Annotated in this window: 10 protein-coding genes; 9 read left to right on the forward strand and 1 reads right to left on the reverse strand. The window is 74.0% G+C overall.

Annotation, left to right across the window (positions count from 1 at the left end; genetic code table 11):
• The first annotated feature begins 1 nt into the window (after position 1).
• The 8 genes from ACIA79_RS03925 to ACIA79_RS03960 all read left to right on the forward strand — a co-directional run bounded on the left by ACIA79_RS03925 (position 2) and on the right by ACIA79_RS03960 (position 9,413).
• Positions 2-892, forward strand: coding sequence for an isocitrate lyase/phosphoenolpyruvate mutase family protein (locus ACIA79_RS03925; RefSeq protein WP_399426545.1), 891 nt, complete (start codon positions 2-4; stop codon positions 890-892).
• Positions 889-2,037, forward strand: coding sequence for a thiamine pyrophosphate-dependent enzyme (locus ACIA79_RS03930; protein ID WP_399426546.1), 1,149 nt, complete (start codon positions 889-891; stop codon positions 2,035-2,037). The genes ACIA79_RS03925 and ACIA79_RS03930 overlap by 4 nt, the downstream gene beginning before the upstream one ends.
• A complete protein-coding gene (locus ACIA79_RS03935; RefSeq protein ID WP_399426547.1) occupies positions 2,034-3,224 on the forward strand; it encodes a phosphonoacetaldehyde reductase in 1,191 nt (396 codons plus the stop codon). The genes ACIA79_RS03930 and ACIA79_RS03935 overlap by 4 nt, the downstream gene beginning before the upstream one ends.
• Positions 3,206-5,302, forward strand: a complete 2,097-nt coding sequence (locus tag ACIA79_RS03940) for an aminotransferase class V-fold PLP-dependent enzyme (RefSeq protein ID WP_399426548.1) — start codon at positions 3,206-3,208, stop codon at positions 5,300-5,302. The genes ACIA79_RS03935 and ACIA79_RS03940 overlap by 19 nt, the downstream gene beginning before the upstream one ends.
• A gap of 40 nt (positions 5,303-5,342) precedes the next feature.
• Positions 5,343-5,999, forward strand: a complete 657-nt coding sequence (dhpI, locus tag ACIA79_RS03945; RefSeq protein WP_399426549.1) for a phosphonate O-methyltransferase DhpI — start codon at positions 5,343-5,345, stop codon at positions 5,997-5,999.
• A gap of 55 nt (positions 6,000-6,054) precedes the next feature.
• Positions 6,055-6,747: an aspartyl/asparaginyl beta-hydroxylase domain-containing protein gene (locus ACIA79_RS03950; protein ID WP_399426550.1), complete on the forward strand. Its 693-nt coding sequence runs from the start codon at positions 6,055-6,057 to the stop codon at positions 6,745-6,747.
• Between the two features lie 73 nt (positions 6,748-6,820).
• Complete coding sequence (locus ACIA79_RS03955; protein ID WP_399426551.1) at positions 6,821-8,089, forward strand: GNAT family N-acetyltransferase; 1,269 nt, start codon at positions 6,821-6,823, stop codon at positions 8,087-8,089.
• Positions 8,090-8,144: 55 nt separating this feature from the next.
• Positions 8,145-9,413: an MFS transporter gene (locus ACIA79_RS03960; RefSeq protein ID WP_399426552.1), complete on the forward strand. Its 1,269-nt coding sequence runs from the start codon at positions 8,145-8,147 to the stop codon at positions 9,411-9,413.
• On the opposite strand, the gene ACIA79_RS03965 is transcribed toward ACIA79_RS03960, so the two are convergent.
• On the reverse strand, positions 9,349-10,860 hold the full coding sequence (locus ACIA79_RS03965; protein WP_399426553.1) for a sodium:solute symporter: 1,512 nt from the start codon (positions 10,858-10,860) through the stop codon (positions 9,349-9,351). The genes ACIA79_RS03960 and ACIA79_RS03965 overlap by 65 nt on opposite strands.
• Positions 10,861-11,022: 162 nt before the next feature.
• Between ACIA79_RS03965 and ACIA79_RS03970 the strand changes: the two genes are divergently transcribed.
• The gene (locus tag ACIA79_RS03970) at positions 11,023-11,262 is read left to right on the forward strand and encodes a DUF3311 domain-containing protein (RefSeq protein ID WP_399426554.1); all 240 of its coding nucleotides are present in this window, start codon (positions 11,023-11,025) and stop codon (positions 11,260-11,262) included.
• Positions 11,263-11,342: the final 80 nt, after the last annotated feature.

Raw genomic sequence — 11,342 nt, forward strand, 5'->3', positions numbered from 1 at the left:
AATGACCATTGCTTCGTACGGACCATCCACCCTGCCCGGCTCACGTGCCGCCACGCTGCGGGACGCCTTCGCGAACGGCCGGCTGGTCCGGGTGGCCGGCGCGCACGACGGGCTGTCGGCCCGCCTGGCGGAGGAGGCCGGCTTCGACTCCGTGTGGGCGTCGGGGCTGGAGATCTCCGCTGCCCACGGGCTGCCGGACGTGAGTCTCCTCGGCATGGCCGAGTACCTGTCCGCCGCCGTCACCATGCAGCGCTCGGTGTCGGTCCCGGTCGTCGCCGACTGCGACACGGGCTTCGGCGGCGTCCTCAACGCCGCCTACACGATGATGCGGTACGAGGAGGCGGGCGTCGCCGGGGTCTGCATCGAGGACAAGATCTTCCCCAAGCGCAACAGTTTCGTGAACTCCGGCCAGAAGCTGCTGGACGTCGACGAGTTCGGCCGGAAGCTGGAGGCGGCCAAACGCGCCCAGGTGTCCTCGGACACCGTGCTGATCGCCCGGACCGAGGCGTTCATCTGCGGGCTGGGCCTGCAGGAGGCGCTGACGCGCTGCCACCACTACGTCGACGCGGGGGCCGACGCCGTCCTCGTCCACTCCAAGGCGGTGGACTCCGGCGAGGTCGTCTCCTTCATGAAGGAGTGGAATCACCGGGCGCCGGTCGTGGTGGTCCCCACGACCTACGCGGACTTCTCCGCCGCCGAGGCGCAGGAGGCGGGGATCTCCATGGTCATCTACGCCAACCAGGGCATGCGGGCGGCCATCACCGCCATCCGCAGCACCTGGGCCACGGTCCTCGCCGAGGGCTCGACCGCGCCGGTGGAGCCGCGCATCGCGTCCGTCAAGGACATCTTCGCCATCTCCGGCATGGACCAGTGGCTGGACCTCGACCGATGAGCGACCGGATCACCGCGGAGGAGTTCGTCGCGGCGCTGCGCGTCCACGGGGTGCAGCGGGTGACGGGTGTGCCGTGCGGCCACCTCGCCGGGCCGTGGGCGCTGTTCGACGGTGCCGGGGACCTGACGCCCGCCGCCTCGGAGGGCGCCGCCCTCGCGCTGGCGGCCGGCTGGGAGCTGGCGGGCCGCACCTCGGTCGTGCTGTGCCAGAACTCCGGTTTCGGCAACCTCGTCAACCCGCTCACCTCGCTCCTGCTCCCCTACCGGGTGCCGGTCCTCGTCGTCATGACCATGCGCGGCTGGCCCGACCCGGCGGAGGACGAGCCGCAGCACGCCGCCATGGGCACCTCCACCGTCGCGCTGCTGGAGACACTCGACGTGCCCCACGCCGTGCTGTGGCCGGGGAAGCTGGAGGAGGCACTGGGGCAGGCCGCCGACGCACGGGCGGCGGGCAGGCCGTTCTTCCTGCTGGTGCCCCGGGGCGCCATCGGCAAGGCCGCGGGCGCGTACCCCGCCGGGGCGCCGGCCGACGACCGGCTCACCCGGCCGCGGGCCGTGGCCGCCCTCATGGCGGAGCTGACCGACGAGCTGATGGTGACCACCACCGGCTACCTGTCCCGCCAGGCGCACCACGAGCGGGACCGCCCGGACACCTTCTACATGCAGGGCTCCATGGGGCACGCCAGTGCCGTAGGGCTCGGGCTGGCCACGGCCCGCCCGGAGCGGCGCACGGTCGTCCTGGACGGCGACGGCGCGTTCCTCATGCACCTGGGGAGCGGCTCCACCATCGGCTCCTCCGGCGCCCGCAACCTCACCCATGTCGTCGTGGACAACGGCTGCTACGAGTCCACCGGCTGCCAGCCGACGACCTCGGGCGGTCTGGACTGGGCCTCGCTGGGCACGGGACTGGGCTACCGCACGGTCCTCACCTGCGACTCCACCGGGGACCTCACCGGAAGCCTGCGCGCGGCGCTGACCGCGGAGGGGCCCGTGCTCCTCGCGCTCACCGTCGTGCCGACGCCCGGCGAGGTGCACCCCCGGGCGACCGCGTCCCTCGGCCCGGAGCTCATCGCCGGCCGTTTCCGGGAGGCGGCCGCGGCGGATGCCGGCGGCGGCGGTGCCCCCGAGCCGGGGGAGCTGCCATGAGCCCGCCCCTGGCGCGCGGCTCCGGTCCCCGGCGCGACACGGTCCTGCTGACGGGGCGGGGCAGCTTCGGCCGGGTACCCGGGCTGAGCGAGGGCCGCCGGGTGCTGGTCGTCGCCAGCAGCCGGGCCCTGCTGCGGGCGCCGGTGGCGGCGTGGCTGCCGCCGGACGCGGTGACCTTCACCGCGTTCCACCCCAACCCCACGGTGGCGCAGGGGGTCGAGGCGGCCCGGCTGCGCCGGGCGTCCGGCGCCGACCTGGTGGTGGGCATCGGCGGCGGTTCGGCCCTGGACGTGGCCAAGGCCGCCCGGGTCCTGCCGGGCGACGCCGGGGCGGCCGACGAGGTGATCGCGGGCCGCAGGCCGGTGCCGGAGGGGGTGCCGGAGCTGCTGCTCGTCCCCACCACGGCGGGCACCGGCAGCGAGGTGACGCAGTTCGCGACGCTCTACCGGGGGCACCGCAAGGTCTCCCTGGACACCCCGGCGGCCCGTGCCGACGTCGCCGTCGTGGACCCGGAGCTGACCGAGACGTGCCCGGCGGACCTCACGTGGACGTGCGCCTTCGACACGCTGGCGCACGCCGTCGAGTCGCTGTGGTCGGTCCGGTCCACCACGGAGTCCCGCGAGCACGCCGTGGCGGCGCTGCGCTCGTCGCTGCCGGTGCTGCGGTGCGCCGGGGACCTGCCGTCCCCGGCCGAACGCGACGCCCTGAGCCGGGCCGCCACCCTGGCCGGGCAGGCCATCGACCTCACGCGCACCACCGCCGCGCACGCGCTGTCGTACCCGCTCACCGCGCACCTGGGCATCCCGCACGGGCTGGCCTGCGCGCTCAACCTGGCCTGGCTCGCTCCGCTGGTGGAGGCGGCCGGGCCGGAGCGGGTGACCGACCCGCGCGGTCACGCGGCGGTGCGGGAGGCGGTCGGCACGCTGCGGGAGCTGTTCGGGGCGGACGAGCAGGGCACGGACCTGGCCGGGGCGCTGCGGGCCCTGCTCGCCCGGCGCGCCTCCTTCCCGTACGCCGGCGCGCCGGACGCCCCGTACGACCTGCTCGTGGCGGAGGGGCTGTCCTCCGACCGGATGTCCGGGATGCCCGTGCGTCTGGAGCGCCACGAGGCGCGGGCGGGGCTGGAGACCGTCCTCGGCGCGGGCACCGAGCGAAAGCGAGGCACGACATGCGCAACTACAGGGTGACGGGGCCGGTCGAGGTGCCGGACGGCACGCTCGCCGCCATGACGACCCGGATGATCAGCCACCGTTCCGACGGCTTCCGCGACCTGTTCGGCGGCATCGCGCCGCGGCTGGGGGCGCTGTTCGGCACCGCCGGCACCGTGCTGCCCCTGACGTGCTCCGGGACGGGCGGCCTGGAAGCGGTCGCCGCGTCCCTGCTGCGGCCCGGGGACCGTGTCCTGTCGGTCCAGCTGGGCTACTTCGGCGAGCGGTTCGCCGAGATCGCGGAGCACCACGGTGCCGTGGTGGACGTGCTGGCCGCACCGTGGGGGCAGGTGGTGGACACCGCCCTCATCACCGAGCGCCTGGCCGCGGGGTACGACGCCGTCCTGCTCACCCACAACGAGACCTCCACCGGTGTGGTGGCGCCGCTGCGCGCGTGGGCTCAGGCGATCCGGGCGGTCAGCGACTGCCTGATCCTCGTGGACGTGGTCAGCAGCCTGGCCGCCGTCGAGATCGGTTTCGACGAGCTCGGGCTCGACGCGGCGGTGGGGGTGACGCAGAAGGCCCTGGCCTGTCCGCCCGGGCTGTCCCTCGTCGCCGTCTCGGAGCGGGCGCTGGCCCGGGCGGCCGAACCGGGCGAGGGGTCCTACTACTTGAGCCTCGCCCGCGCGGCCGAGCACGCCCGGGCCGGCACCACGACGTACACACCGGCCCTGTCGGTGCTGTACGCCCTCGACACGGCGCTCGCCGCGATCGAGAAGGAGGGCGTCGAGGCGGTGTGGGAGCGCCATGCCCGCACGGCGCGGCGGTGCCGCGACGCCCTGCGCGCCCGGGGGCTGGCCGTCGTCCCCGACGAGGCGCACAGCTCCCCCACGGTGACCGCCGTACGACTGCCGGACGGGGGCGCGGTGCGGGTGCGCGAGGCGCTGGCCGCCGAGCACGACACCTGGGTGTCCTCCGGACGCGGCCCCTGGAAGGACGAGGTGCTGCGCATCGGGCACATGGGGCCCGTCGAACCGGCCGCCGTCGACGCCTGCGCCGCCGCCATCGCGGCCTGCCTGGACGGTGCGGCCGGCAGCCCCGCGGCCGTGGCGCCGCCCGCGCCCGGGGCGGTGCTCGACGTGCGCGGGACCGCCGGTGCCGACGGTCTGGCGCCGGACTGGGACGGGCTGGTGGCGCGGCTGGACGCGCCGGTGTTCCACACCCGGGCGTTCCTGCGGGCCTACGAGCACCACCCCGTCCAGCGGATCAGCGAGCCGCGCTACCTGGAGGTGCGCCGCGACGGCGAACTGGTCGCCGCCGCGCCCACCTACCTGCAGGGCGATCCGCTCGGCCTGCTCGGGATGGCCGACGGCGAGCAGGCCCTGCTGTCGCCGATGTGGCACTCCCCGGACTCGCGGCTGCTGGCGGCCGACGAGGACGCCCTGGACGCGCTGACGCGTGCGTTCGCCGCCCGGGCCGCCGAACTGCACGCCCCGCAGTGGGGGTTCGCCAACCTGGGCACCGACCATCCGCTGGTGCGGACGCTGGAGCGGAAGGGGTTCCGGCCCCGGGAGCTGGTGCCCCGCTGGACACTGCACCGGTCCGACGCACCGGACGGCGAGGCCTACCTCGCCGGGATGCGCCGGTCGGTACGGCGCGACTACCAGCGCCAGTTGCGCAGGTACCGCGAGCAGGGGCACGCCCGGGTGCACCGGGCGGACCACGAGGGCCTGGTGCCGCTGCTGGAGCTGATCGCCGCCAGCGCCACCCGGACCGGCTCGCCCAAGTACTACGACCCGCTGAAGCTGGCGGCGTTCCTGCGGGAACTCGACGAGCCGGTACGGGTCGTCGAGGTGCGCGAGAACGACGGCGAGCCGCTCGCCGTGGCCGTCTGCTTCCTGGAGGAGAAACGCCTGCAGGCGTGGGCCGGAGGGTATGTGCGCGGCCGCGCCGACCTGCGGTTCAGCCCGTACTACGCCCTGTGGTGGGAGATCGTCGAGCTCATGTGGTCGGCGGGCACCGAGTCGATCGAGTGCGGCCGGCTCAACGAATCCTTCAAGGAGAAGATGCTCCTCCGCCCGCAGAACCTCGTGGCGATGCTCGGCCCTTCGCTCTGATCCGCACCACCGTATTCCCAGCAATCGAGGAAGAGGACCCATGACCACTTCGCACGGTCTGATCGAGAGCCAGCTGTCCTACTACCGGGCCCGGGCCTCCGAGTACGACGCGACCTTCGTGCCGTACATGGACTCCGCGGCGCCCGCCGCGCTGGAGCGGCTGCGCGCCGGGAACATCCGGGGCGAGGTGCTGGAGCTGGCCAGCGGCACCGGTTACTGGACGCGCCACCTGTCCGGCCTGGCCGACCGGGTCACCGCCCTGGACGGGTCCGCCGAGATGATCGCCGAGGCCGGCCGGCACGGGCTGGACAACGTCGAGTTCCGGCAGCAGGACCTCTTCGACTGGACCCCCGACCGGCAGTGGGACGCGGTGTTCTTCGCCCACTGGCTGGCCCATGTGCCCGACGACCGGTTCGAGGCCTTCTGGGAGAGCGTGCGCAGCGCCGTGGCGCCGGGCGGCGTCGTGGAGTTCGTCGACGTCACCGACCACGAGCGGCGGCTGGAGCAGCAGGACGACTCCGAGCCCGAGGTCGCCGTCCGCCGCACCCTCCAGGACGGGCGCAGCTTCCGCATCGTGAAGGTCTTCCGCAGCCCGGCCGAGCTGACGGAGCGGCTGACCGCCCTCGGCTGGTCCTGCTCCGTCGACGAGGTCCACCCCGGCTTCCTGTACGCCACGTGCCGCCCCGGACCGCGGTGAGCCCCCGGCCCGCCCCGCTGCCCGGTCTGTCCGCCCCATCGAAGGAGACGCAGTCGTGAACGGTTCCCTCAGCATCAACCAGCCGGGGGTGCGCAAGGCGATCAACCGGTACTTCCTGAAGGCCAGCGGTGGCCGCAACCGGTTCCGGATCATGTCGCCGTACGCGCTCTTCCCCGAGTCCCGGAAGCTGGACTACCAGTTCGACCAGATCAAGGCCGAGGTCACCAAGCTCATCGAGACGCGGGACGTGCGTCCGTACGGCGACATCGACCCGCTGCGCGCGGCGGAGGTGTCCACCGACTGGCGGCTGTACTACGCGTACATGCTCGGCGAGACGAACCCGGCCGCCTACCGGGACTGCCCCACCTTCGTGGACTTCGCCGAGCGGACCCCGCGGGTGGTCAACGCGATCATCGCGATCCTGGAGCCCGGGGTGACGCTGAAGGCGCACGAGGGTCCGTACGCGGGCATCCTGCGCTACCACCTGCCGCTGACGGTGCCGGAGAACAACCCGCCCCGGCTGCGCGTGGACCAGGAGATGCACACGTGGCAGGAGGGCCAGGGCATCCTCATCGATGACACCTTCGAGCACGAGGTGTACAACGAGAGCGACGGGCGCCGCGTCATGCTGATCATCGACATCCGCCGGCCCATGGGCCTCGTCCCGGACGTGGTCAACCGGCTCAGCCTGCGCGCGAAGCGCAAGTGGTCCGCCCAGTTCATCAAGGAATCGGGCGGCGACATCTGATGGTGGCCGGAGCGGTCGCCGCGCCCGGGACGCCGGGACGGCGGCCGCACCGGCCGCCGCCGGGAGGATCGGGGTGACAGAAGGGATGCCGGTGTCGGAGGTACGGATCCTGAGCAGCGTGGACGAGGTCGGGCCCGCCGCCTGGGAGGAGCTGACCAAGGCGGCGGACGTCGACTCCAGCCACGGCTTCCTGCGGTTCCGGGAGTACGTGGAACCGGGCCGCGGCGTGCTGTTCACGCTCGGGCCGCCCGAGCGGCCGCGCGGAGCGCTGCGGGGTGTGGTCGCCGTACCGGGGTCCGGTCTGACCAGCGATCCGTGGAAGTTCGTCGGTTCGCAGGCCGTGCTGCGGCTGGACGCCGGTACGGACGAGGCCGAGGCCGCCTCGCTCCGCCGCGCCCAGCGCGACCTGGTCCGCGCCGCCGCGGACCCGGCGGGGCGGGCGGGGGACGACGACGGGGAACCGCTGTGGCAGGCGCTCACACGGGGGTTGGGCGCCTGCCTCGTCGTCCGGGAGTTCGACCGCAGCGAGCTGCTGTGCCATCCGGAGGCGGACGCGGCGGAGGCGCGGAGCGTGGCCGCCCGGCTGGTGCGTGCCGCGCAGACGTCGGCGGCGGAGCACGGCGCGGGCGCCGTGGCCTTCCCGTTCGTCAGTCCCCGCGACACCCTGCTGCGCTCCGTCCTCACCGAGGCCGGGTTCCGGGGCGGGGCGATGACGGGCGCGTCGTGGGTGGAGACCGGCGGGTACGGCTCCTACGAGGAGTTCCTGGCCGCGCTGCCGAGCCGGCGCCGCCGCCGCTACCGCCTGGAGGAGCAGCGGCTCCTGGAGGCACCGGACCTCACGACGGCCGAGGTGGACCCGGTGCGCAACGCGGCGCGGATCGCCGAGCTGGAGGCGCGGACGCTGGTCAAGCACGGGGGGCTGGCGGACGCCGAGGCGATCCGGCGGGCGCGGATCGAGCTCGCGGACCGGCTGCCGGACGACGCGGTGGTCATCCCCGCCGTGATCCGGGACGGCCGGATCGTCGCGTGCGCGCTGCACCTGCGGGGGCCGCGGAGCGTGGTCTTCATGACCTACGGCTGCGACTACGACGTCGAGGAGCGGGGCCCGGCGTACCCGTGGGCCGCCTTCTACCATCCCATCAGGACGGCGATCGCCCACGGCGCCTCGTCGGTGCGGCTCGGCCTGGAGGGGTTCGAGGCGAAGACCCGCCGGGGGGCGGTGGTGGAGGCGCGGGAGCTGTGGGTGTGGACGCCGGACGCCGCGGCGCTGGCACGGCTGGGGGACCTGCTGGAGCTCGTGGGAGAGCGGAACACCTTGTACCTGGGCCGGTTCTCGCAGTGACCGGCACCGTCCACCACCGGCCGCGGCCGGACGAACAGGGAGCAGTGCGGCTGTCATGACCGCCGGAGAAACCGCCGAGGAGATCCAGGACCCGGCCGCCGAGGACGGGGGCGGGCCGGACCGGTTGCTGCTGTCGGCGCTGGCCGTCGGCGCCTTCGCCATCGGTACGGACAGCCTCGTCATCAGCGGGCTGCTGAACCGGATCGCCTCCGATCTGAGCGTCTCCCCGGCGACGACGGGCCAGTTGATCAGTGTCTTCGCGCTGGTCTACGCCGTCGGGGCACCGGTCCTGGCCACGGTCACGGCCGGGTTCGACCGCAGGCGGCTGCTGCTGGTGGCCCTGACGGTGTTCATCGCCGCGAACGTGCTGGGGGCCGTGGCCCCGAACTACCCGGTGCTGCTGGCGTCCCGGGTGCTGGCGGCCGTGGGGGCGGGGCTCTACCTGCCCTGCGCCATGGTGATCACGGTGAGCGTCACGCCGCAGCGCTGGCGGGGCCGGGGGCTCGCCATGGTCGCGGGCGGGATGTCCGCGGCCACCGCGCTGGGCGTGCCGCTCGGCACCCTGATCGGTGCCGTCGGCGACTGGCGGGCCACCCTGGTGCTGGTGGCGGTGCTGGCCACGGTCGCGGTGGCGGTGCTGGCGAAGGCCGTGCCGCGGGTGGCGGCTCCGGCGGCGGTGACCCTGGGGCAGCGGCTGCGGTCGGCCGCGCACCCGCAGGTGCTCATCGCCCTGCTGGCGAACGCCCTGGCGTGCGCGGGCGAGTTCACCGTCATGGTGTACGTGGCTCCGCTCGCCGAGGACGTCACCGGCGTGGGGGCGGCCGGGGTGAGCGCCTTCCTGCTGGTGTCGGGTCTCGCCGCGCTCGCCGGCAGCGCGGTCGGGGGGCGGGCAGCGGACCGGTTCGGCGGCCGGCGCGCCTACAACGGGGCCGTCGCCGTGCTGTTCGGCGGGCTGGCCGCCCTGGTGCTGCTCACCCTGGCGGACGGGCGCGGGTCCTGGGTCACCGCGGGGGTCTTCGCGCTGCTGCTGTGCGTCGTCAGCGTCGCGTCGTGGGCGCTGCCCCCGGCGCAGAACCACGCGATCGCCGGACTGGACATCCCCGAGCCGACCGTCGCCCTGTCGCTGAACGGCTCCTCGTCCTACCTGGGCCTGGCGATGGGCGGCGTGCTGGGCGGTCTGGCCCTGGAGCACGGTTCGAGCACGACGCTCACCGCCGCGGGCGCGGCCGTCGAACTGTCCGCTCTGGCGCTGCTGCTGACTACGGCCGTGGTGACGGCGAAGCGGCGCCGGGCCACCGCTCCCGGGCCTCGGCCAGGAAAGTGAGGAACAGGGCGATGACGAGGTTGAGCAGCAGGGCGACCAGTCCCACGTAGACGCCCGCCGAGCCGGGGATGCCGAGCGGTACGACGGCGGAGAAGCCGCCGCGTACCACCAGGGCGGTACCGAGGAGCATCCCCGCGCTCCAGCCGGCCAGCAGCGCGGCGGGGCGCAGGCGCGCCGTGTACAGGCCGACGGCGACGGCGGGGAAGATCTGGAGGATCCAGACGCCGCCGAGCAGCTGGAGGTTGATGGCGTCCTGGTCGCGCAGCCCGAAGACGAAGACGACCGCGCCGAGCTTGGCGGTGAGCGACACCGTCCGCGCGATCCGCACCTGCCGTTTGGGGGTGGCCGTGGGGTGGACGTATTCGACGTAGACGTTGCGGACGAACGAGGTGGCGGCCGCGATCGACATCACGGCGGCCGGGACGAGCGCGCCGACCGTGATGGCCCCGAACACCAGCCCCACCAGCGGGCCGGGCATCAGCAGGGCCGTCAGCATCGGAACGGCCGCCTCGGCGCCGTTCTCGGGGGTGTCCACGCCCATGGCGATGGCGGCGATGCCGAGCAGGCCGAAGAGCGCCAGGACCACCGTCCACAGGGGCAGGGCGATGCTGACCCGGCGCAGGACGGCCGCGTCGGAGGCGGCGAACGCCGCGGTGAGGACGTGCGGGTACATCAGCAGGGCGAGCGCCGAGCCGATCGCGAGCGTGACGAAGGCGGGCTGCTGCCCCGGGGTGAGGACCAGGGAGGCGTTGGCCGTCGAGTCCGACAGCCGGGTGGCGGCCGCGGCGAAGACGCCCTCGGGGCCGTTCAGCCGGTCCAGTACCAGCCAGCAGACGGCCACCGCCGAGCCGAAGACGGCGACGCCCTTGAGCGCGGAGATGACGGCGGGGGCGCGCAGCCCGTGCCGGTAGGTGGCGATGGCCAGCCCGGCGAAGATGGCGATCATCACGCAGTCACCCGCCGCCGCCCGGGACGGCACGCCCGCCGCGTCCAGCACCGCGCGTATGCCGAGGAGTTGCAGCGCCAGGTACGGCATGGTGGCGAGGATGCCGGTCAGCGCGACCACGAGGGCCAGCGGGGCCGAGTCGTACCGCCGGCGGACGAAGTCGGCGGCGGTAACGTGCCCGTGCTCCCGCGCCATCGCCCACATCCGGGGCAGCAGGACGAACGCCAGGGGGCAGACGATGATCGTGTACGGCAGGGCGAAGAAGGCCGGTGCGCCGTTGCCGTACACCAGGCCGGGCACGGCGGTGAAGGTGTACGAGGTGAAGATGCTGCCGCCCAGCAGCAGCCAGGTCCAGCCGGTGCCCAGGCTCCGGTCCGCCAGCGCCCACCCGCCGAGCGACGGCAGGTCGCTGCTGGGGTGCAGCCGGCGCGCCGTGACCGCGAGCAGCGAGGAACCGCCGATGACGGCCATGAGCGTCGCGGCCATCGGGCCTACTGTCATCGTCGCTGCCTCTGGTGGTGTGGGGGTCCCTTGCCTGACTGACGAGGTGTGCGAGAGCGCCGGCCGGGTTGGGGGGGGGACGGTAGGGTCTTGCGGTGCTGTCAACCGGCGCACGGGCAACGGCAACTCTTACACAAACCAACAGGATTGAGGAGAGTCCGGGTGGAACAGCTCGGGGACGTACCGCGCCGTCGGCCGTGGTCATGGCGCAGAGGCGTCGCCGCCGTCATCCTGCTCGCGCCCGTCGTGGCACTGTCATGGGTTCCGTGGTACGCCCAGGACCGGCCACGGCTGGCCGGAGTGCCGTTCTTCTACTGGTACCAGCTCGCGTGGATCCCCGGGTGCGCCTTCGCCATGCTCGCCGCGCACCTGCTCACCCGGGCCCGGCCGCGGCGCCGGTGACGTCCGCCGGCCGTTTCCCCGGTTTTCCGTCCCCGTCCTGTCCTCTGGTTGATACCTTCACGCAACCCGTAAGCAACAGG

This window comes from Streptomyces sp. NPDC051310 (genome assembly GCF_044455245.1).
Lineage (GTDB): Bacteria > Actinomycetota > Actinomycetes > Streptomycetales > Streptomycetaceae > Streptomyces.

Bases quoted from the DNA above. Each gene is read 5' to 3' on its own strand.
- ACIA79_RS03925 (WP_399426545.1), top strand. From the start codon at position 2: ATGACCATTGCTTCGTACGGACCATCCACCCTGCCCGGCTCACGTGCC.
- ACIA79_RS03930 (WP_399426546.1), top strand. From the start codon at position 889: ATGAGCGACCGGATCACCGCGGAGGAGTTCGTCGCGGCGCTGCGCGTC.
- ACIA79_RS03935 (WP_399426547.1), top strand. From the start codon at position 2,034: ATGAGCCCGCCCCTGGCGCGCGGCTCCGGTCCCCGGCGCGACACGGTC.
- ACIA79_RS03940 (WP_399426548.1), top strand. From the start codon at position 3,206: ATGCGCAACTACAGGGTGACGGGGCCGGTCGAGGTGCCGGACGGCACG.
- dhpI (WP_399426549.1), top strand. From the start codon at position 5,343: ATGACCACTTCGCACGGTCTGATCGAGAGCCAGCTGTCCTACTACCGG.
- ACIA79_RS03960 (WP_399426552.1), top strand. From the start codon at position 8,145: ATGACCGCCGGAGAAACCGCCGAGGAGATCCAGGACCCGGCCGCCGAG.
- ACIA79_RS03965 (WP_399426553.1), bottom strand. From the start codon at position 10,860: ATGACAGTAGGCCCGATGGCCGCGACGCTCATGGCCGTCATCGGCGGT.